Origin of the sequence: Schaedlerella arabinosiphila (assembly GCF_003885045.1) — a bacterium.
GTDB lineage: Bacteria > Bacillota > Clostridia > Lachnospirales > Lachnospiraceae > Schaedlerella > Schaedlerella arabinosiphila.
In genome coordinates, this window is sequence record NZ_RHJS01000002.1 from 4,166,879 (window position 1) to 4,191,782 (window position 24,904).

General features: G+C 46.7%; 18 protein-coding genes and 1 pseudogene. 4 read left to right on the top strand and 15 right to left on the bottom strand.

From position 1 onward, the window contains the following. Positions 1-77: 77 nt before the first annotated feature. From EBB54_RS19825 to EBB54_RS29950, 7 genes are all read right to left on the bottom strand, one after another. A complete protein-coding gene (locus EBB54_RS19825; protein ID WP_125128664.1) occupies positions 78-1,052 on the bottom strand; it encodes an SDR family oxidoreductase in 975 nt (324 codons plus the stop codon). A 13-nt stretch (positions 1,053-1,065) separates the two neighbouring features. Continuing rightward, positions 1,066-2,376 (bottom strand): nucleotide sugar dehydrogenase, encoded by a 1,311-nt coding sequence (locus EBB54_RS19830; RefSeq protein ID WP_125128665.1) that lies wholly within the window; start codon positions 2,374-2,376, stop codon positions 1,066-1,068. Between the two features lie 3 nt (positions 2,377-2,379). Then, positions 2,380-3,390 (bottom strand): glycosyltransferase family 2 protein, encoded by a 1,011-nt coding sequence (locus tag EBB54_RS19835; protein ID WP_125128666.1) that lies wholly within the window; start codon positions 3,388-3,390, stop codon positions 2,380-2,382. A gap of 5 nt (positions 3,391-3,395) precedes the next feature. Continuing rightward, positions 3,396-4,118, bottom strand: coding sequence for a sugar transferase (locus tag EBB54_RS19840; RefSeq protein ID WP_125130917.1), 723 nt, complete (start codon positions 4,116-4,118; stop codon positions 3,396-3,398). A 97-nt stretch (positions 4,119-4,215) separates the two neighbouring features. Further along, entirely contained in the window at positions 4,216-5,538 is a 1,323-nt protein-coding gene (locus EBB54_RS19845; RefSeq protein ID WP_125128667.1) for a DegT/DnrJ/EryC1/StrS family aminotransferase, read from the bottom strand. Between the two features lie 668 nt (positions 5,539-6,206). Next, complete coding sequence (locus EBB54_RS19850; protein ID WP_125128668.1) at positions 6,207-7,628, bottom strand: hypothetical protein; 1,422 nt, start codon at positions 7,626-7,628, stop codon at positions 6,207-6,209. Positions 7,629-7,702: 74 nt separating this feature from the next. Continuing rightward, entirely contained in the window at positions 7,703-7,924 is a 222-nt protein-coding gene (locus EBB54_RS29950; protein WP_148099384.1) for a hypothetical protein, read from the bottom strand. 431 nt (positions 7,925-8,355) lie between these two features. Here EBB54_RS29950 and EBB54_RS19855 point away from each other — a divergent pair. Continuing rightward, positions 8,356-8,574: pseudogene (locus EBB54_RS19855) on the top strand (type II toxin-antitoxin system RelB/DinJ family antitoxin); the annotation flags it as partial. Positions 8,575-8,625: 51 nt separating this feature from the next. Here the strand turns inward: EBB54_RS19855 and EBB54_RS19865 are convergent. Then, positions 8,626-10,203, bottom strand: a complete 1,578-nt coding sequence (locus EBB54_RS19865) for a DEAD/DEAH box helicase (RefSeq protein ID WP_125128670.1) — start codon at positions 10,201-10,203, stop codon at positions 8,626-8,628. A gap of 398 nt (positions 10,204-10,601) precedes the next feature. Here EBB54_RS19865 and EBB54_RS19870 point away from each other — a divergent pair, with 398 nt between their 5' ends. Genes EBB54_RS19870 through EBB54_RS19880 form a run of 3 tightly spaced genes read left to right on the top strand, consistent with a single transcriptional unit; the run spans position 10,602 to position 13,862 of the window. Beyond that, positions 10,602-11,372 (top strand): hypothetical protein, encoded by a 771-nt coding sequence (locus EBB54_RS19870; protein ID WP_125128671.1) that lies wholly within the window; start codon positions 10,602-10,604, stop codon positions 11,370-11,372. An 11-nt stretch (positions 11,373-11,383) separates the two neighbouring features. Further along, the gene (locus EBB54_RS19875) at positions 11,384-12,682 is read left to right on the top strand and encodes a BREX system ATP-binding domain-containing protein (protein ID WP_125128672.1); all 1,299 of its coding nucleotides are present in this window, start codon (positions 11,384-11,386) and stop codon (positions 12,680-12,682) included. Continuing rightward, the gene (locus EBB54_RS19880) at positions 12,675-13,862 is read left to right on the top strand and encodes a BREX system ATP-binding domain-containing protein (protein WP_125128673.1); all 1,188 of its coding nucleotides are present in this window, start codon (positions 12,675-12,677) and stop codon (positions 13,860-13,862) included. The genes EBB54_RS19875 and EBB54_RS19880 overlap by 8 nt, the downstream gene beginning before the upstream one ends. Positions 13,863-14,031: 169 nt before the next feature. On the opposite strand, the gene EBB54_RS19885 is transcribed toward EBB54_RS19880, so the two are convergent. From EBB54_RS19885 to EBB54_RS19915, 7 genes are all read right to left on the bottom strand, one after another. Beyond that, positions 14,032-15,264, bottom strand: coding sequence for a [Fe-Fe] hydrogenase large subunit C-terminal domain-containing protein (locus tag EBB54_RS19885; protein ID WP_125128674.1), 1,233 nt, complete (start codon positions 15,262-15,264; stop codon positions 14,032-14,034). A 143-nt stretch (positions 15,265-15,407) separates the two neighbouring features. After that, on the bottom strand, positions 15,408-16,418 hold the full coding sequence (locus EBB54_RS19890) for a type II TA system antitoxin MqsA family protein (RefSeq protein ID WP_125128675.1): 1,011 nt from the start codon (positions 16,416-16,418) through the stop codon (positions 15,408-15,410). A 15-nt stretch (positions 16,419-16,433) separates the two neighbouring features. Then, positions 16,434-16,820 carry a hypothetical protein gene (locus EBB54_RS19895; protein WP_004074709.1) on the bottom strand — a complete coding sequence of 129 codons (387 nt, stop codon included), beginning with the start codon at positions 16,818-16,820 and terminating at the stop codon, positions 16,434-16,436. A gap of 86 nt (positions 16,821-16,906) precedes the next feature. Then, positions 16,907-17,746 carry a metallophosphoesterase family protein gene (locus tag EBB54_RS19900; RefSeq protein ID WP_125128676.1) on the bottom strand — a complete coding sequence of 280 codons (840 nt, stop codon included), beginning with the start codon at positions 17,744-17,746 and terminating at the stop codon, positions 16,907-16,909. A gap of 176 nt (positions 17,747-17,922) precedes the next feature. Beyond that, positions 17,923-22,419 carry a hypothetical protein gene (locus EBB54_RS19905; protein WP_125128677.1) on the bottom strand — a complete coding sequence of 1,499 codons (4,497 nt, stop codon included), beginning with the start codon at positions 22,417-22,419 and terminating at the stop codon, positions 17,923-17,925. Between the two features lie 45 nt (positions 22,420-22,464). Further along, entirely contained in the window at positions 22,465-23,181 is a 717-nt protein-coding gene (locus tag EBB54_RS19910) for a DUF6063 family protein (RefSeq protein ID WP_004074703.1), read from the bottom strand. A gap of 72 nt (positions 23,182-23,253) precedes the next feature. After that, positions 23,254-24,882, bottom strand: coding sequence for a hypothetical protein (locus tag EBB54_RS19915; RefSeq protein WP_125128678.1), 1,629 nt, complete (start codon positions 24,880-24,882; stop codon positions 23,254-23,256). Between the last annotated feature and the right edge of the window lie 22 nt (positions 24,883-24,904).

The following is a 24,904-nucleotide window of genomic DNA, read 5'->3' on the forward strand; positions in this document are numbered from 1 at the left end:
AAAAATGACCAACGTCCATATCAAACAATTTATATAATTGAAAAAACCATAACTACGTAATCTTGTTTTTCGCATCTTTACAAATTATCCTTATACCATTCAATAGCTTCTTCTATTCCTCTTTTAAAGCTCCATTCTGGATTATATCCCAGCATCTTTCTTGCTTTTGTTATATCTGCATTTGAGTGCCTGATATCCCCTATACGGTTTGGTCCATATATAGGTTCAGTATTTATATTTAATGCTTTTGTGAGATCATTATATATGTCAATCAGATACTCTCTTCCCCCATAAGCGATATTGAATACTTCTCCTGCAGCTTCATGCCCCGCCATACATGCCCGCATGTTTGCCTCTATTATATTCTCAATATATGTAAAGTCTCTACTTTGTCTTCCATCACCATTTATGGTCGGTCTCTCGCCATTCATTAATTGTTTAATAAATTTGGGAATTACTGCTGCGTAAACCCCGTTAGGATCTTGTCGCCGGCCAAATACATTAAAATATCTAAGTCCATAAGTATCAAGTCCATAATGTTTTGTATATTGCTTCGCCCATTCCTCATCTGCTCTTTTTGTTACTGCATACGGTGATAAAAGATTTCCTTCACGCCCCTCAAGTTTTGGCAAATTCGGTTCATCACCATAGACACTGGAACTTGATGCGTACACAAATTTCTTTACGTTATTCTGCTTTGCAGCCTCAAGCAGATTGACCGTTCCTAATATATTGTTAAAACAATAATATACCGGCATTTCAATACTCCTTGGTACACTTCCCCATGCCGCTTGATGAAGTACATAGTCTACATCTTTGCAAGATTTAATACATGTTTCTATATTCTTGATGTCCCCCTCTATAAACTCGAAATTGGAATTTCTAATAAATGGCTCTATATTTTCTTTTTTACCTGTAGAAAAATCATCCAGACACCGTACTTTATATCCAAAGCTTAATATAGCTTCACAAAGATTCGATCCTATAAACCCAGCCCCACCCGTAACTAAAAATAGGGATTCCGGAGGAATTTTTAAATCTGTATACCTCATTTTTGTCTCCTTTTCACAACCTCCAATATTTATATCCAGCGCCTTCATACTCTTTACGGTTTAGTATCCCTTTTAAATCAAGAAGTATTTTACACTTAGATCCGTAGAATGCATCTATATCTTTTATATGAAGCTTCTTAAACTCGTCATGAGCTACAGCCAAAATTACTGCATCCATTTCCTTTACTCTTCCTGAATCCACAAATTCCACATCGTATAATCCTTTTACTTCAGTTGGGTCTGCTTGCGGATCTACAATCATTGGTTTTATTCCATACTCTTCTAATTCATTCACTATATCAATAACTTTTGTATTTCTTATATCTGGACAGTTTTCTTTAAAAGTAAACCCTAATATTGCAACTTTAGCATTTTTTACTGATTTATCTGAGGAAATGAGACTTTTAACACAATTTTCTGCTACATATCTACCCATATTATCGTTTATACGTCGTCCAGACAATATAATCTGACTATGATATCCCAGCATTTCTGCTTTGTATGTCAGATAATACGGATCTACACCAATACAATGTCCACCTACAAGTCCTGGATAAAAATTCAAAAAATTCCACTTTGTACTTGCTGCCTCAAGAACAGCTTTTGTATCAATTCCCATTTTATTGAAAATCAGAGAGAGTTCATTCATAAAAGCTATATTAATATCCCTCTGGCTATTTTCGATAACCTTGGCTGCTTCAGCAATTTTTATACTTTCTGCTTTATGAACGCCTGCTTCAACCACCAGTTCATATACTTTAGCAATGGCATCTATGGTTTCCGCATCCATACCTGAAACAATTTTCTTAATATTTTCCAACCTATGTTTTCTATCACCTGGATTAATTCGCTCTGGACTGTAACCGATTTTAAAATCCAAACCACATTTAAGCCCCGACTTCTGTTCCAATATTGGAACACATATCTCTTCTGTCACTCCCGGATAGACCGTAGATTCGAAAACAACAATTGCTTCTTTTCTCAGATTCCTCCCCAAAACAGCACATGCTTCTTTCACAGGTCTTAAGTCAGGAGTGTGATCGTCATTCACTGGGGTAGGAACGGCTACTATGTGAAATCTGGCCTCTTTCAATTTCGTTTCATCATATGTAAATTCCAATGTTGTTCTTTTTATCGCTTCATCCCCTACTTCTTTCGTCGGGTCTATTCCTGATTTGTAAAGCGCAATTTTACTTGGATTATTATCAAAACCAATTACATCTATTTTTTTTGCAAACGCTATAGCTATAGGCATTCCGACATATCCCAGACCAATTAAAGCTAATTTTTCCTTATGTGTAACTAACCCTTCATAAACTCCCATTCTTTATGTCTCCCTTTTAATGAATATTCCAGCTATATACCCTACCCCATAAGACAAATGTAATATTAGAAATAAGATTGGCATTACAATTATTTCCGTCATTTTCTTTGTCTTCTCTAATGCAGCTCTAACTCCCATTATTGTATGAAGCAAAATAACATAACCTTCGATTTTCCATATCCACTTTTTCCATAAGCCCATCACTGATGATACAATTAGATACATTACAAATCCAAATGGTATAAGATGTCTCAACGATAATGCATTTCTACCATTTTTTAATAAAACCATGTTCCATTTGCCATTTTCAAATGCTTGTTTGGCCATCTTTTTTACTGTATTCCTAGTATAATAAACACATTTTATCTCAGGATTAAAATAAAATTTTCCACCTGCTTTCTTTATCCTTGAATGTATTTCTATATCCTGATTCCTTACATAAAACTCATCAAAATATCCGACCTGTTCAAAAATCTTCTTTTTATATAATCCATATACTGCAGTATCAGCATATCCAGGAGTATTCGATATACGAAATGATGAATTACCTACTCCAAACGGTGAAGACAATATTTTTGAAACCACATCACAATCATCTTCCATAGATCTAGTTATCAGTTTTCCTCCTACACAAACAGAATCCTCAACAGTTAAAATTGTTTTCACGCTTTTTTCAATAAAATCCTTTTCTGCTTTTGCATGAGCATCAATCCGTACTACATAGTCGCCCCTTGCATTCTGGATTCCAAGATTCCATCCGCTTGCAAGTATTCTTTTTTTGTTGTAAAGCAGTCGAATATCATATCCTTTTTTCCCATATTCATTTATCAATTCGCATACTCTATCTGCCGTCCCGTCCTCGGATAAGCCGTCAACGATAATGATTTCATACTTTTCTTTTGGATATGTCTGATTAAGCAATGAATTCAGTGCCTGTTCCAAACAACTCCTTTCATTCCGAGTTACCAACAGTACCGAAACGAAAGGCTCCTTTTTAGTATTTTTGTATTCCATTTTTCTCACATTCCTAACAAATTCTTTGCATAGTTTTGCATAACATTGTACTCTTCGTTAGTTATTTTACCTTCCTGTAGTAACCAATCTCCAAAATCTGGGACAATAAAAGTCTCTTCCTCATAATCATTTTTTTTAATAAATACCTTTACTATTGTTTTTAAAATTATTTTTATGTCGCCCCAAAAATTGATTTTTTTTATGTATTGTAAATCATATTCTAATTTATCTTCCCAAGATATTGCATTCCTACCATTCACCTGCGCCAGTCCACTCAATCCTGGTCTTGCCGTATGTCTCATACGCTGTTCATCAGTCATAAATACCATATCTCTCACAAGCTGTGGGCGCGGCCCTACTAGACTCATGTCACCTTTTAGGATATTTACAATCTCTGGAAGTTCATCGAGGCTTGTAGAACGTAAAATTCGACCAAATCTCGTTAATCTTTGTTCATCCGAAAGAATTTTACCTTCGCAGTCCCTTTCATCTGTCATTGTTCTAAACTTGTACATAAAAAATATCTTCTCTTGTTTGGATTTTGAATCTATCAATCCTGGCCGTGGTTGCTTAAATATAATTGGTGAGCCCAAATTAATTTTCACCAAAAAAGCAATTATGATATAAAGCCAACCAAAACACAAAAGTACTGTTGCTGCACAAATAATATCCGCTCCTCGTTTAACATACTTTTCATAGAAGCTTATTTTTCGCTGGAACCGTCGCATTTTTTCCTCCAATTTCTTTTCTCCCAACAAAAACTATGAAAAGCGGCTATCTTTTCATGATCGAAATTTATGTATCATCTTATGTATAGAAGAAATACTATTTGAAACAACGGTGAATAACCTCAATTATCAGATCTTGCTGATTTTTTGTCATTTTAATATCAGATGGAAGACATATACCTCTTCTAAAAATATCTGCCCCTACATCATCGCCTCTCTCTCCTTTAATATATGCATTACTATTTCCTCTTCCAAAGCCTTTTGTTGTTATAAATGCACAATTTCTGTATATCGGCTGCATATGCATTGGCTTCCAAATTGGTCTTCCTTCTGCATTAAATATAGTTAATGCTTCTAATATTTCTGTAGGACATGATTTTCCTGATTCAGATTTATATATCGCGTCCCATTCTGATTGGCGTGTTTCACACATATAATTCTCATCAATGATCATGCAACTCAGCCAATAATTAGGACTACTGTTTTGAAAATCAGCCGGATTCATTTTTATCGGCAAATCTGTCAATCCTTCTTTATATCTTTCATAAATTGCTTTCTTATGATTAATATGCTCACACAAATATGGCCACTGTCCTCTCACAATGCCAGCAATTACATTTGACATTCTGTAATTGTAACCAATCTCCTCATGTTGATACCATGGTGCATTTTCACGTGATTGTGTTGACCACTTCCGTGCTTTATTTGCATCAGCTTCATTTTCACACAGTAACATACCTCCGCTGCTTCCTGTAATGATCTTGTTGCCATTAAAACTTATACATCCAAAATCTCCAAATGAACCTGTCTGCCGTTTCCTATATATTGCCCCTAAAGATTCTGCTGCATCCTCTATAAGCAGAGCTCCATATTTATCACAAATAGTACGAAGTCCATCTATTTTTCCAGGAACACCATATAAATGTGCAACGACCACTAATCTCACGTCTGGGTAGAGTTTAAATGCCATTTCCAATGCTTCTGGCGACATATTCCAAGTATCATATTCTGTATCTATGAAAATTGGTTCGCCGCCTTCATACACAACAGGATTTACTGTCGCATCAAACGTCATATCACTGCAAAATACCCGCTTACCAAATAATGAGCCGCCTTTACCTAGGCCGGCTGGAGTTGATACACCTGAACTGCTATTATATAGTCTCTTAGCTGCCAACTTTATAGCTAAGTGGAGAGCAGCCGTACCACTACTTAATGCAACGGCATGATTTACACCCAAATATCTTGCAACCATATCTTCAAGACTGTCTATATTCTCTCCAACCGTGGTCATCCAATTGCTCTCATAAGCTTCCATTATAAATTTTATCTCTTTTCCATGCATTGTCGGAGAAGATAGAAAAGCTTTTTCCTTTAGAGGCTCTAAATTTTGAAATTTTAAATCTACTTTATTATCCATGATTTTATCCTTTTTCTCCAAAATATAAAAAGCCTGTAAGAACTTATAAATTCTTACAAGCTATATTTTCAAAAAACTATTCTTTTACTTTTCTAGTAAATATCGGAGAATAATGTCCTTGATCTTCCTTTCAGAATAAAACAGAGGAATGATACGATGCAGTGATACTGTTTAGAAAATTTAGAACTCTATGATAAAGCACATGCAAATCATAGGATTGTTTTCTAACCTGATGTAACATATGATATAAAAATAAAAATTGGCATGCTTCGCCATTTCACTTTTAATAACAATGGATATAATACAAGCAACCTAGCTAGTAGTATACTCCACCATCATTTAAGTGAGTCGCCCTCTTGGTTTTACCCAAAATATAACATCCACAATCCTTCAAACGCGACGAAGCGACGATTTGAAATCTCCCGGATTTTTAGTTCTGCTATTTATTATTCTATACCAAGGCTCTTCTCTCGAAGGTCCCCCGCTGTCAGGCTTCTGCAAAGAACCGAAGTACCTCTGCCCTGAACCTGTTTTACGAAGGCTTTTATCCGTTTCGGATGTTGGCCCGCCTCAAGACCGAATCTATATTTACCCCAGGGCTCCCCTGGAATCATATCAAAATTATATAACCATCTTTTTCGAATTTGCCATTTTCAGTCTTTAGCCGCTTACGATGCCATAGACTGAAGCTTTTCCCCCTGCGCTTCCAGAAACTTCGGAAACCTCTCTGCACACCTTTCCAGATCAAAGGACTGCATATCCTCCGCCAGATTACTCAGCAGAAATGCGCTGTACAGATTCTTTTCCACCTTCTGCCCATCTACGATCCGCCAGCTTTTTTTCAAAGGCATCTTCTGATAGGTTCCGGTGTGATGGTTGAATCCGGATGCTTTGACCAGAAACGGCAGTATCCATTGGAGTTGTTTTTCCTGTTGGGATAGCTTATATTCCAGAATCCGCAAAAATTCTCCCGGCGCTGTACCGGACATGTATGCCCCGTTTGGTTTCCTTCTTCCCAGCTTCGCAAAATCCAGATTTTCCACAAAAAATTGATTTCCATAGGAAATGATTTCTTTGGCGAGCCGATATTGCTCCTGCTTTTGGAGCGCCGACTGTTTTCTGCAAATCTCTCTGTATGCAAGCTTTGCCTTCCGATAATTACGTGAATAGTTCCAGCCACTGCTTCCCGGGCGGATTCGTCCGTCTGGAAAATAGTTGTCCGGATTCATGCTCCGGCGGCTGCGCTCCATATATTGAATTAATATTCTCTTTTTCTTTTCCAGGCCCCGGTCTTTCTCCGGGAGATCATAAACTGCTGCGGTATCCTCTGTGACTACGGCAAGCTTCCGGAATCCAATATCCAGGCCAACGTTACCGTCTCTATACACCAGGCTGACATTTTCATTGCTTCTTTCTGCTGACGCAGACGCCTGGATTTTTTTCAGCGGTATCTGTCCTTTCAGAATCACATCCAGTAAATATCGGTCTTTTCCACGGATCATTGTCTTTTTAATCCTGCAAAATCGGATTTCCTGGGACAATGCCTGTTCCTCATACTGGCTGTTTTTCTTTTTCCGAACCGGAATTTCAAGCCCTTTCCACACGAGACATTCTCCCCTCAGCTTGATGGAAGAACGATTTGTCTTTCCTGCCAGACTCTTCATTTGACCGGGCTGCTTGAAATGTACCTGCTCAGCGTGCCCGTGTATCAGGCTGTCAATGGCCTGCCAGACCTCATTTGCCAGATTCTGGACGATTGGGCTGTCCGTATGATCCTTGAAATATTGTCTGTACTTTGTAGTATCCCTGCAAATATCGTACTTCCTGAGCTGATACTTTTCGATCAGGCAGTCCCTCTCTTTAAACAGCTTCTTCCGTTCCCGTTGATCCTCTGTCCGGGACAGCGCTTCCTTGAGATTCCGGTAAGCACGGGTCTGTGCCATCTGCCTGTATCGCGTCAATGCTTTTTGAAGCAGGGCATTATAAATCTGCCGATGGATCTCAAACCGCTTTTCCAAAATATCTTTCTGCCAGGCTTCTGCCTGCAGCGGCAAAGTCAGCACAAAATACTGTTCCTGGATATTCTGCATTCACTGTTCACCTCGATTGCAGTCTATAAAAACTCTGGTTCATCCCCCTGCCGGCCCGAGTCCTCCGGCTGTACTTAAGGAAATGAACGGCTTATACGGGGGAGAGATTTCGCAAAGTATGTTACTCTGCGAAAATGAAAAATCGCCGTTTTTTCCTGAATTACTTTTATACCATAGCATATTTGTTCTTGATTGTAAATATTTTTTTCTATTTTCCAAGCGGTGACTGTTTTGCCGTATCTATCCATTTTTCCTTGAAAACAAGTACTTTTCTTGAAAATTTCACAATTATTCATATTTTTTATATTCTGCATTTTTCTGCATATATTTTACCGCCGTCAAATTCGCAGTCAGGTACCAGGGTGGCCATCCGTGTGTATCCATTCGATGCTTATCAGGTTTACCCCAAAAGAATATCTGTTAATCTGCATATCTTTTTTATCTATATAATTTTTGTCCGCCGTCATCTTCAAACATAACATTTATGATCTGAACCTCTAAAGGCTATTTTTCCAAGTGATTTCTCCAATCTTTTCGCAGAGTAACATACTTCACGAAAATTTCGACTACCACAAATAACAATTTCTTTTCTCACCTCTATCTAAAGGTCTAAAGGCCATTTCGGTGCATTGTGTTGACATATTACGATTATATATTGTATATTATATTTATAATTGTTTATAAAACTCTTCCTTTATTGTCTCATGTACATTAAAAACAAGCTGAAACCATTTTTTCTGAGTTAGGTATCAACATTTCTGTGGCAACAACAATGTTTCTAAAGCAAGTCGTACGTTATAACGGCATCCCTTTTGAACTTCGTGTCGATCCATTTTATTCTGTAGAAAATCAGACACGCTTATTAGAATCCAAAAAACGCATGGAACAAGCAGGCGGTACAGTTCATGAACTAATTGAGGTGGATGATGACGAAATCATGGGATGATTTTGCTTGGGAAGATTATCTTTACTGGCAAGCACAGGACAAATGCTGCCTTCACCCTCCGGTGCATTTTTCATCCGCCATCTTCTTCATACAAATCCAGTAATTTTTTTCCCCCGCATATCTCGCGCCCTTAATATACCCGGCAATCTCCTCAGGCTCCCGCAGCCAGTCGGACCGCACGATTCCCAGACGCAGACATCTTCTGGCTTCCCTAAGCTGCTCCTCACTTTTGCCCGCTCTCTGCATCTTCTCCAATATCCTCTCCGCCCTTCTGTCATAGCGTGGATGGGAAAATGCCTGGATTTTCGGAATATATTCCAGCTCAAAAAGGCGGTTTTCACCTGTATCCGGCAAAAAACAGACCTCCTCGGAAGTTTCCGTTATGTGCAGGTAATACATAGATGCTTTACTTTTGCCTTCTTTTTTGCGGATGATCCGTCCCAGGCGCTGGACGCGCTGACGCTGTGCGGAGGTTCCGGACAGAATAATCCCAACGGCTGCATCTGGGAGATCCACGCCCTCGTCCATGGACTTGCAGGTAATCAGGATTCGAATGTCATTTACCCGGAAACGCTCCAGAACATTTCTGTTTGCCTGCTCGCCCATTTTAGAATGGTATCGTCCTACCCTTCCCGGGTAACGCTCCTGAAGCAGACAGTACAGCTCTTCTGCCTGGTCGATTCGTTCCCCGAAGATCAGGATTTTTTCATGGGGCGCAAGGTTTTTTATCAGTTCACATACGCAGGAAATCCTTGCGGATGCCTGACAGACCAGGCTCTTTCTTTTATAGGAAAGATACATGTATTTTGAAGCCGTCTCCGCAATCTCACGGTTCTTACCGGCAGCCATGGTGCGTAGCAGTTCATAGAACTCACTCTGGCTCAGTTTGCCCAGAAAAGGCTGCTCCTCTTTCAGCTTACGGTACATTGTCAGCATCGCGTTCGTAAGTTCGTCATATTCGTACTTTTCTTCCTTTTCAAAAGACAGACCGATATGGTAAATATCGTATTGGCACACCGTATGCTGGGCGGACGCTCTGGACATTCCGTAACTGTAGATTTTTCGGCCGAGAACGGACGCAAGAAAATTCCGTGCCTGCCCGGATGGAAGTGTAGCGGAAAGGCCCAGAGAATAAAATTGTGTTTCGTCCGGATTGATATATGGTAAAAATTCAAAAATCAACTGGTTCTGACCGCTGACATAGTGGTGGCATTCATCGGCAATCAGCAATACGGCGTCCCCGCGCCGCAGCTCCGCCAATATCTGCCTTGCCAGCTCGTAGCGGGCGGAATTGATCACATAGATCATATAGCGGCAATCCGAAGAAGCCTGATGGCCGCTTCCACGCAGACCGATCAGTCCCCGCATGGAAACTGAAGGCCGCTTTTCCCCGTATGGGGCCAGATGTTCTCTCAGCGCACGATCCCACTGCCGCATCAATGCCCCCGAGGGAACCACGATCTTAACATGAAGCTCCTGGCCCAGCATCTGTTCCAGACGGTCGGCAGCCGTCAATGCCAGCAGGGTCTTTCCAGAACCGGTAACCGCCTGTACCATGCCTCTGCCTTGATTCGAAAACCACCGTTCCAAGCATTCTTCCTGCCATTGATAAAGCTTCTTTTCTTCCATCCAGTTCCACCCGCCTCTAAGGAACTGCAGGTAAATCACTCATTCATCTTGAGTTGACTGCCTTTCTACAATTCCTGATTCTAATTCCATTGTATCAGATTTTGGGGAATCTACAAGATCCTTCTTCCATCTCTTTCTTTTACTAAATTGCAGTTTACGATGCCTTGAACCTTGCCGCAATGCGCAAGGTCAGGCCGTAAATATTAACAAATTGTAATATTTTTCCACAAATCTCCTGCAAAACATTGCAAACCAGCACTGTTTCATATATACTTTTTGTAGTTCACGAATTCCGAAATAATGCGGTCTTCATGGCATTTCCATACAGCCATTCCCACACATATGTTATGCCGCAGTTTTACATGGCTGTAAATCTTACAAAAGAAAAGGATGAAAACATGAATTACGAAGATTTATACCAGACCCTGCAGCCACATGAAAAGTCCGTAAAGGACTGCATTTCTTCTCTTCAAAGGCTTTTTAAAGCAGTCTTACGTGAGACAGAAAACGGAGATGTGAAAAGCCTTGTCCGGGACTTGAACGCCATGGAGGAGGCTGCGGCAGTTATCACATCCTCATTAAAGGATCTGGCAGGCGCGGTAGATGATTTTGATGCAAAGGCTTATTTTGAAAACGGAGATTTCGCGGAACAGATGCTTGCTGTCTGTGAAGAAAAGGGTGTCGATGTCCGGGGTGAATTTCCTGTCTACGAGATGTTTCCTTACCGTGTCAAACTGGATGCCGAGAATCAGGATGTCTATCTTGACCGCAAGAAGCTGCAGTGCATGCGCCCCCAGAGTCTGATAGACACAATCCGAAGCAGTCAGGAGAAGCTCAACAAGGCTTCGTTCAATGAACTCACCTTTGCGAATGAATTGTCCGATGCATACGACCTTGCTCTTCTAAAACAGAAACGCCAGCCGGGAACAGACATCTATCTCACCAGCCTGTACAAATTCCTGGCTCCCATGAGCCGTTTCCGGAAGGACTACAGCCAGAAGAGCTTTGCCTTTGACCTGGCCAGGCTTTACATTTCCGGGATTGACGAGACCAAAGCCGGGAAGAAATTCCAGTTTGGGCCGACCCGGGATCAGAATAAATCTATCCGTATACTGGATCAGAACGGAAACGAGCAGTTCCTGGCTACCATCCGTTTCTATGAAGAATAAGAGGTGAGAGCATGAACCTTGATTTCAGCGATAAAAATAATACTGGCAGCCCTTATGGAATGACGTTTGCAGATGCCGGTGCGGAAAACGGTGCCGCGCCTATTCAGAATGCATCTTCTTCCGTCCCATTCGAAGACCAGACACCTTCCCCACTGGATTCCGCCCGTCAGCTCACCTGCGGGATTGATTTTCTTACGGACTTCTGGAAGGAAAAGTATCTCCAGGAGTATATAAAAAACGGAGGCAGCAAGATCAAGTTTATCACCGGCCGCACAGGCAGCGGAAAATCCCATTTCCTGCGTCTGATGACTGCAATTGCCCAAAACGAACATTATAAGGCCGTTCAGTTTTCAGCGAAAAATATCTGGATGCATGATTTTAAGGAAATATACAAAGAAATCTTTCTTCAGTGCGGCATCATGGAATGCCTGGAGGGGATCAGCCGCCATCTGATCCGCGAAATGGGCTATGACCCCGATGAAGTTTCGGACGGAATGCGGTTTATTGATTATCTTTCCGAACATGGTCAGGCGGACGCGCTGACCCGGCGTGAGATCCGCACCCAGTTAAAGCATATCTTTCTGGAAAATCCCATGCTTGATAATAATTTTGCCCTTGCATGCAGCATGCTTACGGGAAGCATCCTGGGCTACCCTGTCCTGGAGGAGCAGAACCGGAATCTCCTTCTGGCATGGCTGGAAGGCGACCGCACGATCAAGCTTTCCCAGCTCCGCGCGCTGGATTTTTATCCCAGCCGCATCACAAAATACAATGCCAGACACATGCTTCGTTCTTTGACAGAAATCATCCACCTGGGCGGGTACTCCGGACTTTTCATTGCCATTGACGACCTTGAAATCCTGATCAGCCGTTCCAGCCTGGAACCAGTACATTATACCAAGATGAAGCGGGAGGATACCTACGAGAGCATCCGCCAGCTCATTGATGACATTGACAGCATGAAGCACATTATGTTTGTGTACGGTTTTGACCGGGAACTGATCGACAATGAAAATGCCGGCCTGAAATCCTATCAGGCTCTGTGGATGCGCATCCAGAATGAGATTGTCGGGGAGCGCTTCAACCGCTTTTCGGATATGGTCGATCTGGACCGGCTGGCAGTGCAGGAGTACACGCCCGATGTAATCGTCTCCATATCCAGAAGCCTGGCCGAGCTGCAAAAAAATGTACAGGCTGCCCCGCTGGACCGTGAAGCTGCGGAAGAGGTTGCAGCCCAGGCAAGGACAGGAGCCATCGGCATTCCCCAGTTGATTCAGAATATAATGCAGGAGGTACGGATGGATGTATGATATTGAAGCAAGGCACATCATTGAAGCTCTGCGCTCCGGTGTCCCCTCCCGTGCCGTAGGGCAGTATTTTTCCGAAGCAAGACCCAGAATCATGCGGGAAATCTCCGACCGTCTGGATTCGGTATGCGATGCCGGAAAATCCAGCGGTATGATCATCAGCGGAAAATACGGCGAGGGAAAAACCCACCTTCTGAATACCGTATTCAATCTGGCCCACTCCAACAACATGGTTGTTTCCTATCTTTCCCTGAGCAAAGAAACTCCCATGGATAAGTTGTATCTGGTCTATCAGAAGGTCATTCAGAACACCTATCTGCCCAGGCGTCAGCAGCCCGGATTTATGCAGGAACTGGAAAAAATCTCCGCCAACAGCCCGGTAGCCAGTGAAATGCTTGTCTATGTACTGCAGCAATTGGAAACGGATAAGCTGTACTATCTGTTCCGCTCCTATCTGAACACGGAGGACTCTGACGAAAAATTCCTCCTTCAGGCCGATCTGGAAGGGGATTTTGTTGCAAATGCAGCTTTGAAAAAGATCTACCGCCGAATATTCAATGAGACGGTAAAGTATAAAGTCAATTTCACAAAAACGAAGCATTGCGGTGATTACTTTAAGTTTATGAGCCATCTGTTCACTTTGATGGGGTATCATGGCTGGGTCATCCTCATTGATGAGACCGAGCTGATGGGCCGTCTCGGCAAAAAAGCCCGTCTGAACGCCTACCGCAATATGGCCCGTTTTCTGCTTCCGGAGCGTTGCCCGGAGAATACATTCAGCATCTTTGCGCTGAGCGCTTCCTATACGGAGGATGTAATTGAAGCCAAACATGAATACGAAAATCTGGAGGCCGTTTATCCGGATGAGCCGGAGCCTGCCAGGACGGTGCTGGATCTGCTTGTTAAAGCGCCCCAGCTTGTTCCTCTGACCAAGGAAGAGATCAGCAGCGTATTGGGTAAAATACAGGATTTCCACGGCAGGGCCTATGAGTGGACGCCCAATTTGTCCCCCGCATCGCTGACGGAATCCACCCAATCGGGAGGGTATCTGCTCCGCACTAAGATCCGTGCGGCAATTGAGTTTTTAGACCAGCTTTATCAGTACGGAAAGGCAGGGAATACCACGGTAAACGAACTGGGGGAAGAGACCTTCACAGAGGAGGTTCCATTACTGGATGAATAAGTATATCCCTTTCGGGAACTGAAACTGCTCGTCAAACCAGACTTCCTGATCCCCTTGCCGGATTGAGTAAATATATCTCTTTCAGGAACCTCAGAAAATAATACAGCCTTGAACACAGGCTACGTTATTTTCTGAGGTTTTGTAATGCTTCAGGATCAGGCGCCCCTTCTCAGGAAAAGTCCCGTACAAGCAGCTCATCCTCTGTCAGCAGTTCTTCCACCGTTCCCAGTCCCAGTTCTTCCAGCACCTTCCGCACATACGGATTTTCCAGCGGGGTATTGTAGGGGGCTTTTCCGGCATAGGCGTCTACATGCCGGGTTCCTTCCTCCACATCCAGGATTGCTTTAGGGCCGCCGACACAGCCTCCTGCACAGCCCATCCCTTCGAAGAAATTCGCGTCGGTCTGCCCTTCCTTGATCCTGCGGATCATCTCCATGCAGGCTTTGGTTCCGTTTGCCTGCTCGGAGCGGACATGGATCTCCCTGCCCGGGCGGAGCTGGTCTACCATCTCGGATACCGCATGGCTCACACCCCCGGTCCTGGCATAAAGCCGGCCTGCAGAGGAGGCATGCTCCTTTTCCAGGTCAGCCAATTCCTCCGGACGGATATCCGCCGCCTGAAAAATATCCTGTATTTCCTGAAATGTCAGCACATAGTCCACTGCATCCGCAATGTCCGGCTCCCTGGCTTCTTTCTTTTTTGCCAGGCAGGGACCGGCAAAGACGGTGACCGCATCCGGATGGATTCGTTTGATCATGCGGCCGCAGGCAACCATGGGAGAGACGGCCCCGGGCACATGGGGCATCAATTCGTGGTAGATCCTGCGGATCATGGAGATCCAGATGGGACAGCAGCAGCTTGTCAGTTGGTAATCTCCTGTATGCTGCACATGCCTGTCAAATTCCAGCGCTTCTTTTAAAGTCAGTATATCCGCAAACAGAGCGACCTCTACCATCCCGGTAAATCCCAGCGCTTTAAACGCCGTACGGAGCTGCCCGGGCGTGACCTTTTCACTAAACTGTCCGAAAAATGCCGGAGCCACCATCATATAGGCCGGGCCTTTGGCTTCCCGAACGGCTTTCATCGCGGGAAGCACGTCTCTGCTTGCGGTCAGCCGGCCATCCCGGCATGCCTCAATACATGCCTCACAGCCTGCGCAGAGATCCGGGCGGATCGTCAGCTTTCCTTCCTCATCCGGCCGGATCGCATCGAAGATACAGCTATTCTGGCAGGCACGCTCATAGGCGCACTCCTGGCATTCATCAATGTGCAGGACCGGGGCATATTTTTCCGGGTGAAGCAGGCAGTCCAGATGGTAAGGATCATAGTCGGCCGGCAGCGGCTCGTCCAGTCTGATCTTTCTTTTCAGAATATCCCGATATAATTCATCAAATGTTTTCATAAGATTCCTCTTTCTTCCACAAAATAATCTGCAGCTCTGCAGGGTATGCCTTACCATACCTCGGCAGTTCAATATACATATTATAGACTGGAATGAAAGATTCTATTGCTTAACAGCAAAATCTTTTTCTGCATTTGCATAAATTACGCCCAGTTTCTGAGCATATCCTGAATATATCTTCGGATTCCCTGTTCAGAACCAATTCCATACGTTTTGTCTACAGCCATATAATATTCCCGGATGCTGTCCTTCGTAAGGGCCGCGTTGGAGGGAATCTTATCATCATATCCGCTGCGGGCATTCTGCCAGGGAGCTTCATTGTGTGTAATTCGTTCAAGCGCCCTGCCCCCGTAGAACCCGAAGGTGTTGATGACCAGATCGGCGGCCCTTTTCTCGTCAGCCGTCAATTGGCCTGCTGCTCCCTCAAAGACCGCGAAGCGCGGGTCATCAATCGGATTATACTTAAAATCCCGGAAAAGGTCGTATACCTTCGGATATACAGGGCCATGAACCCAGGCCCGGCAGTCTTCTTCAAAAATCGGCCTTCCGTATAACGCCGAATAGACACCCTGGATAAAGTAAATCAGTTTTTGCAGCATCAGAGGCGTGACCTCTTCCAGCTTTTCAAAAATGTAGGCGATCACATGGAGCATATTATCCGACACGGCAAACAGCTCCTCCAGACCGGCTGCTGCGTTCATTGCCTTATGATACGCTGTGTCCGCAATCTTTTCCCTGTTTTTATTCAGCAGCTTTTTCATATAGGCCGGGGATGTCAGCGCGGCACGCATGATATCGGAATATTCCTTAGAGGGCACCTGGCCGGACAGGTATCTGGAAACGGTCACTTCGCCAAATCCGAGAGCCAGCGCCAGCGGAGCCTTCCCGATCTTATAAATCTTCATCAGCTTCTCGATGTCATCCACCGTAACAAGCCCTTCAGCCGCCCTGTACTGCTCGTCAACCTCCCGGATATTCTGATCCGTAAGCCCGGGAATCCCCATCTCTTCGCCGCACTCCGGGCATACCGCTGTGGTGATTGCAAACTGGTAGTCTTTGTCCCGGATTGTTTTTGTAATGGTTTTCCTCTGCAGTATGTATTCTGTATCTTTTCTGCACTCCACACAAAAATCCATTCTTCTTTTCTCTGCCATGATAGCCACCTCCATCTATTGAAAACAATATGTAAGCGGATGCTTCTGCCTGTGAAAAGATATCACAATGACGAAACCATTTTCCAGATTGTTAATCTTTATGTATAATGGGACAATCGTTTCCTCTGCACCATTCCTCTCCAAAAGCGATACATCCTTGCCGAAAACATATAACCGTTCATGCTCAAACCCTGTATGCTCGTTTTGCAGTACGGCCGAGAAATCTGCCGGCTCCAGGCTCAGCAGAATCTCCTTCGCCCTGGCTTCATTCATCACGTAATCCAGAAACAAATCAATATTGTCCTGCCGCCTCGAGTTCCTGGCAATTCTGTATCTGTCCTTTCCTACCGCATCCTTCACCTCTGAAAGATACGCTTCGATGTCCTTCCATGTAATATTCAATATATTCTCCTCTTTAGAATATGATTGTGTTTTCGCTTTTTTCTATCATTAGGATAACCTAATGATAGATTTTTGTCAATACTCTATCACAATATATTTTTTCTTTCCATCCGATCCAGAATCCCGTCCACGTCCACCCCCGGATGTGTCAGATACATCCGGCACACCTGCTCCGTAAACCCTTCGTCAATGTGATGCCGGACAGCAATCTCCGCGATTCTCCTTCCGGCGTCCACGTCCTTCATGATCTGGCGGATCAGCCTGTACATATCCTGTTCCGGGATTTTCATCTCCTCCTCTGAGTCAGATCTTCCTCCCTGCCCTGTGCCGCATACCCTCTTCGTATGTGCGTCTGCAGCCATACGGCCCTGCGGTATACCTGCGGGCGCTTCCGCATTGGAAATTGTCTTTCCTTCTGCCGTGGCCAGGCAGTCAATCTGCTCTGTTTCCAGACGATGTTCGGCAGGATGCAGGGTAAGAAGCATCATAGTGACCGGCAGGCGGAATCTTCTCGGCCCGCAGCTCCCCGGATTCAGGCAGGTTATATTTCCAAAACGCCCCACCTCATATTTATGGGAATGCCCGCAGACGATAAGATCCGTTCCTGATAAATCTCTCCGGATCTGTTTTTTGTCGTGAATCATGTAAATACGGAATCCAAAAAGCTCTGTTTCCAATTCTTCCGGTAAATTTTCCGGCAAGTCCTCCGGACAGGCTTCAAGGGCATGAAAATCCTTTAACCGGACTGAATCCACATTTCCCCGGACTGCACGTGTATCCGCAATCGACCTGAGCTGTCTGAGGACTTCAGGCTTTCCAACATCGCCTGCATGCAGTATGATTTCACAGGTTTTTAAAACTGCTGCCGTCTCCGGCCGTAACAGGCCGTGTGTATCTGAAATCACTCCGATGCGGTGTCCTTCCATATCTGTTCCTCCTAACGTTTGTAAAAAAATCACGCTGCGGCTGGATTGATTGCCCGTTTCCCTGTACACGCAGCCTGTAGCAGCTTTTTCCCCCTGCTCCATACAATCCGCCCTGCCGCCAGCCTGCATACAATATGCAGAAAACTGCCACTGGCAGCCTTCTCGTATAGGTGGTATTAAAACACCAGCTCCTGCTGCTCCATCACTTCAATCTGCGACACCACCATGGTCTCCGGCTCATTTCCCCGCAGATGATTGGCCCGGAGGTAGTGCATACCGCTGCGCAGGCTTGCCGCGATCAGGTTGAGCACGTAGATATTGTCAAACCGATTGTAAATGCTGTCCCCGCCAAGCCCGGTCAGGCAGATAAGCTGCGTATTGGTTTTCTTCGCCACATCCATGAGGGGCTTGAGCAAATGGGACGCGTTGGTCTGGGCAAAGGGGTTGTCCATAAGCAGCACCTTCCCTTCGTTGCGGTCCGCGAAAATATCCGTCTCATCCCTGCGCATATAGTAGAGCAGGCTGGAAAGGATTACGAACGCGGACAAAAATCCCTCTCCGCCTGAGTTTTTCGCCACCTCGGCCCAGGTGATCGGGTATTCCCGCTGGGCCTCGATCTTGTAGAGCCGGATCTGGACGTTACCGATGCCGACTACCGTGTCGTACAGGTTCCGTGTGGTCATACGGGTGCCGAAATATTCTTGGGCATTTTCATTTCGCTCAAAGATCCCGATTCCTTTCTGAGTCAGCTCGTCAATCAAATCCTGCAGGCGGATGCGGTACATGTTTTCATTCTCCTCCCAGGCGGGAAGCTGGATTTTCAGCATCTTAACGGCCCGCCCGCGGATCGTGATGGTGGAATTGTGGTCGATCCTGCCGATGTTTCTGTGTACCTCCTGAAGGTAGTCCTCCAGCAGCTCCGCGATCTTCTGCTTCTCCTTCTCCACCACGGAGATATCCACTTCCAGCTTTTCCATCAGGCTGTCATAAGACTGAATGGTCGTTTCCAGCTGGCGCTGCGTCTGTCCTGCATCATCGGCCAGCTCCAGCATGGCCTCCAGAGGTTTCTTATAATAGTCCTCCTGGAAATGTTCGTCCCGCACGATCTGGTTCAGCACGCGGACCAACTGCTCCTTCGCCTCCTGCCTGGATTTTACGCACTGGTTGTAGTCCCGGATGAGGATGCCTTTAAAATTCCGCAGCTCCCGGGCATTCATCTCCCCAAAGTCCTGCTCCCAGACTACCGGCTCCTTCCGCGCAAACTCACTGTATTCCGCCAAGGCGGTCAGGTTTTCATTGAGGCTCCAAAGGCGGTTCTGCAGCTTGTCCGCAGTGTGCGCAAGCTCCTTCTCCTGATATTTTAACTGGTTTTTCCGGGACTCGAAGTCCTGGTTCTGGATCTGGGCCTTCGGCAATGGCTCCTCCCTGCCGCACTCCGTGCGCATCCTTTTCAGCAGGTCCGACTTCTGCTGGGTGATGACGGCGATCCGCTTGTCCTCCTCATTCCAAAGGGCCTGCTTGGTCTGGATCTTCAGCTGACGGTCTTCCAGAAGCACCTCCTGATGAGATTCCTCCTTCCGATTGTAATGGATATCCTGCCATGCCGTCTCGGACAGACCGAACTTTTTCTGCAGATGCCGCAGTTCCTGATCCGATTCTTTGTAACGCCTGCCGCTGAGCTGCTCCTGGCGTTCCAGCTCCTGGATCTCCATGGAAACGGTGGCCGTAACCGCCGCGTATCTGGCTTCCATGTCCGCCACCACTTTCCGCAGCTCCAGACGCCCACGGCCGGACGATTCCTGAGGCATTCCCTGCAACACCCAATCCCCCGCATCTTCCCACAGCTTCCGCCAGTCCTCCCCGGCTTCCTTCTCCGCCAGGTCCGTATATTCCTCATACCTCCGGTACTTCCGTACCGCATCCTGCTGTTCCTCTTCCTCCCGGAGCAGCGCATCCCTCTCAGCCTCCAACGACCTTTGGCGGTCCTGCAGCTTTTCCAGCTTTTCCATGGAGAGCTTCTGCTGTTCGGTGAGCCTGCGGATTTCCTTTCTGCACAGATCAAGCTCCCGGCGGGAATGCAGGTACTCTTCATAGGCCCACTGCATTTCCTCGAAATCCTCCGTTTTCCGCTGCTGCCGTTCCAGTTCCCGGTCTGCCCTGCGGATATCCTGCTCCTGGCGGTCCATCCGGTCTTTCAGTTCCGCAATTTCCTGAGAAATCCCCCGGATGTCCTCATCCGTACTGCGGATCTGCCCCTCCAGTTCTTCCAGAAGCTTTCCGTTGGCAGCATAATTTTCCCGGTTCACCGACTGGTTTTTCACCTGCTCCTGGCGTTCAAAATACTGCTGGTATTCCTCCTGGCGAATCCGGATGGCTTCCTGCTTCCGCAGGATCTGCTGTTCCTTTTCCAGAACCAGCCCGCGCAGCTTTTCCTCATCCAGAAGCTTTTCGTTGAACAGGACATAAAAGCTGACGCCGCCGAAGCTGCGGACATTCCCCTCCTCCTGCGTCTCTTTATTTTCCAGATGTTCCCGCAGGATGATCGGGATCGGGAAGGAGGTGCAGATATTTCCCCTGTGCCGGGACAGCTTATCCAGCTCCTGCCGGGACAAAATCAGACCGTAAGGCAAAAAGGGATGGCAGCGGACCAGCTCCTGGTTCTCCTCCTCAGAATATCCGTTCTTTTTCAGCCATTCCATCCCGTACACGACATGGATTCCCAGTCCGGCCAGCTCTGCCTCCAGCTCCTGGGGCAGCTCCAGTACCTGTCCCTTTGTCAGCCGCTGGTATTCCTTCTGCAGAGCATCCTCCTCTTTTTCCAGGTTCCGCCGGAGATTGGAAATCTCCAGAAGCTTTCTCCCGGAAGCATGGAGAATTTTTTCCGTGTCAAAGACATCCTTCTCCTCCAGATCCAGATATTTCAGGATCACCCTGCGGGTCTCTAACTCTTCCTCAAAGGCAGCCCGGGTGCGCTCCTGCTGCTCCAGCTTTGCCTTCCTGCGGATCTGTGACTCCCGCAGATCCGTCAGTCTTCGCTCCTGGCTGCGCCGGGTTTCCCTGGCCGCTTCCAGCGCCTTCTTCGTTTTCAGCCGCTCCCGGCTCAGCTCCTCCGTCCGGTTTCCCAGGGATTCCCGGAAGATCTCCAGGGCTCCCGGCTCATATTCTCCCAGAATATTGCGCACAAAATGCTCCTCATACCGAGTGTTAAACTGCTCCTCCCGGCGGTCATAGGACTGAACCCGGGTTTTAAGCGCCCCTTCCGCCGAAGCCCGTTCCCTGAGCTGCTCCTCCCGGGCCGTCTGCGTCTCCTTTTCCCTGGAAATCTCCTCCGATGCCGCTGCGGCTGCCTGGCTGTTTTCCTGCTGCCTTTTCCCGGTTTCTTCCAGTTCCCTCTCATAATGGCGGCGCAGCACATACCCCAGGCGGTTCCGCTCCGGTTCCAGGTTCACGCTTTTCTCCTGAGCCACTCTCAGCCTTTGCAGCGCCCCGTCCCACTCAGCCTTTTCTTCATCCGCAAGACGCTGCTGTTTCGCGCAGGCCAGCAGGTGAAGCCGCCTGACGATCCCTTCCGTCTCCCGTTCCAGGGCTTCTTTTTCTACGGTGATCATATCCCGGTTGCTTAGGTGAAAACGCATCTGCTCTTCCAGCTCGTAAATCTCGCCGGACAGTTTTTCATATTCGACGCGGGCAATCTCCTCATGAACCTGCTCCATCTGCGCCAGAATGTCCTCATGCCCTTCCTTCGTCCCGGCCTGCAGGCGTTCCAGCTCCACAATGAAATGAGCCACCAGATTTTCCTGGGCCTCCTCTTTGAACTCCCCTTCCCGGTAGATCGCCAGCTTTTCCCGGATCTGTTCTGCCTCCTGCTTAAACAGGCGGATCGTATCCCGGCGCTGGATCTTGGAACGGTTGTCCTTATACTGGCCCACGTATTTTTCCAGAATGCTCTGAAATTCCTTCATCCGGTTCCGCTCTTTATTCAGCTTGCTTTCCACCGCGTCCAGAAACCATTTTTCCACCAGCCCCTTCTCGTCCCGGCAGTCGGAAAACAGCTCGGAAAGGCCGGACTCCTTCAGATTCACCTTCTTGATGATGCTCTCCCACTCCTTGTAATGGATCTGGTACTCCTGCAGCTTGTCGAAATACTGCCTGGACTGGGCCCCGTTGTTCATATCATAATAGAAAAAATGCAGGGAGCGGTCCCGCTTGTATTCTTCGAACATCTGGCGGCACGCCGAAAAATTTTTCAGAACCATTTCTTTTTTTCCTTTTTCCACCACCGGAAGATGATGAATGTCCTGAATGCAGGAGGATCGGTATTCACAGATAAGGTTGACCATCTCCAGGTCTTCCCCGCTGTCGCTGTCCTGGCTGCGCCGCACCATCATCCCGGTCAGCACGAAGCCCGCGTTTTGATCCAGCGCCCACTCCACCAGGATGAACGAAGGCTTGCCGGTGGTGAAATAGCTTTCAAAGGGACGGTCCTTGGCGTCCCGGTACCGTCTGTGGACAAAAGGGGCGGTCAGCATTTGAACCAGGACGGATTTTCCCCCGCCGTTGCGCAGGGAGATCAGCGTACTCTCGCCGTTGAAGTGAAAGGTCTCATCGCTGACCCGGATCGCGTTGTTATTGTAGTTGATATTGATCAGACGGACTGCATTGATTTTGCTCATTTTTACTTACCTCAATTCTATTTATAAAAGCTCAGGAAATCTGCTCTATACTTCCCCGGTACTCCCGAGAACCCGCAGCACCCGCTTGTAATTGTTCTGGTTCAGCAGGTTCCAGTCCATAAAATTATCCAGCTTCTTCGTGGTTTTGATCATCTCGTCCTGCTCCACATATTCAATCAGCCCCTGCTTCTGCAGAAAGGTCAGGATGTGGTGGAGGAAGCCCTCCTTCGTGGTTCTTGCACGCGACCCTTTTTCATCGGATTTCAGCGCTTCATACGCCTCCAGCATGTTGGAAAATGCGATCCCCGCCTGTTCCTCCCGGTCTTCCGGGACATTTTCCGCGCCTTCCTTCAGTCTCCGGGAAATGCAGTTCTGCAGCTCTCCCACCCGCATATACTCCCGGGCCTTACTGCTGCTCCCCTGGCCGTCGAAAAATTCCACCAGGAGGGTGAGGATCGCGAACTGGGACAGATAGTAATCCTTATCCGTGGCATTGGATTTGCAGAGCACATTTTTTAGCTGTGCTTTGGAAAATCCGAGAAAATGATTTTCCTCCCCGGGAATCAGATAGATCACATTGCCGTAACGTTCAATGGTGCTTTTGGCCGCCTCCCCCTGGGATTTGACCAGGTTCTGGATCTCCTCCTGCTCCGAGTACGCCTTAAACAGCAGGGGTTCCTCCTCCTCCCGCAGCTCATGGTGCTCCAATAGATAGTAAAAGATCTCCTGGCTGGTTTTGATATCTCCAAATTCATAGGCCATGAAAAATCACCTCTCCCTTCCGACTCTGTTTTTTTGTCCCTGTTTCCAGCCGCCTCACACACATGCGCAAAATCAGCCTTCTTTGAAATATACGCTGATCCGCACATTGGAACAGCGGATATCCTTCCGTTCCCCGTGTTCATTCAGAATCCCCGGAAATGTCACCGCCCCGCCGTGTTCCAGGCGGCTCACGCAGATCCGCTCCACATCCCCAAGCCCCGGATTCTCCTCCACAATCTGCAGCAGCATCTCATTGATCTGAAATTCCCCCTGCCGGTCCTGGATGAACTGGCTCCGCTCCTTTTTCAATACGTCGATCTCCATCTCCCGGTTTTTGATCAGCTCCACCATGATCTCCTTGAAGATCTCCACATTGGGAATCAGACGGCCGCGCATCTCCTCATCCTCCCGGGTCTGCGCCGCCGCCTGCTCCAAGGTAATCTCCCGGTTTTCCGCCCGTACCGCCTGTTCCAGCAGGCAGGTCATGCTCTCCTCGTATCGTTTCAGCTTTTCCCGCCGGAGCCGTTCCTGGTCACGTTCCCAGGCTTCCTCGTCAAAATCAATCTGCTCCTCTATATCCTCCTCCGCCTGCCTGCGCACCGGGCGCTGAAGCTGGAACGCCTTGTTCAGGTTGTAGGCCTTCTCCGCGTCCTGGTTGAACAACGGGCGCAGGAAATATTCCAGTTCCTCCAGAGCGGCCGGATTTTCCAGAAGCTTATCATACAATTCTGTCCGCAGGGAAAAACGCCGGATCAGCGACATCCGGGTCAGGTCTTCCAGCTCTCTCGTGTACAGCGCTTTCAGATCCAAATGGCTCCCCAGGATCTTCTGGTGCTCGTCAATGGTGCGGTTCAGATACCACTCGATCTCCCGCAGAAACTGCAGCTTTTCCTCCTCCTTGGGGCTGAGACGCCGGACGTTGATGTTGGTCTCTTCCAGCTCCTGCACCCGGCTTTTGACCATCTCCCGGTAGTTCTGGAATTTTTTCTTGGTGTCGTCGATGGTTTCCAGATTTTCATGGAGGATCTGTTCGTAATCGCGAACCGAATAATTCAGCGCATTTCTCCGGATCTTCCCCATGGCCTCCTGGATCTTCTGAAGCTGGATTCTGAGCAGGTTGAACACGTTCTTGATCTCGTCCGCAGCTTTGTCATAGCTCTGCTTTTCCAGGTGCATCTGAAAGATCATCTCATGAATGGTCAGCTTCATATTATTCTCAATTTCCAGGGTTGCCAGTAAGAGGTTGTACCCGTCATCCGTAAGGTAATAAGAGGTGCGCTTGAAATCCTGGTCAAGATAGACGATTTTATTCGCCACGTAGCTGATATGCATACTCTGATATGCGTTCTCTTCGAAGTCATAGCCGTCAAAATGCATGACCCTTCCCTCATTGGAGAGGATCACATTGACAATAAAGTCCCCGAGCCGGCGGCAGTCCTCGTAGGACATGTCTTTTTTGAAATACTGGACGTTGACCGCATCGATATAGGCGCCGATATCGTCCATCGTGCAGTTTTCCTCCCTCAGCGACTGCTCCATAATATAGAGCATTACGGCGAAAATCAGGTTGAACTGCTCGTCCGTCTTCTGGAATCCGTACTGCTTCCAGGTCAGTTTCTGCAGGCTGTTCTGAATCAGAACCGTGTACAGGCCCACATTTTTCATCCTTTTTGGAAAATGTTTTAAAAATTCATACTGCATATGACCATTCCTTTTCTGTATG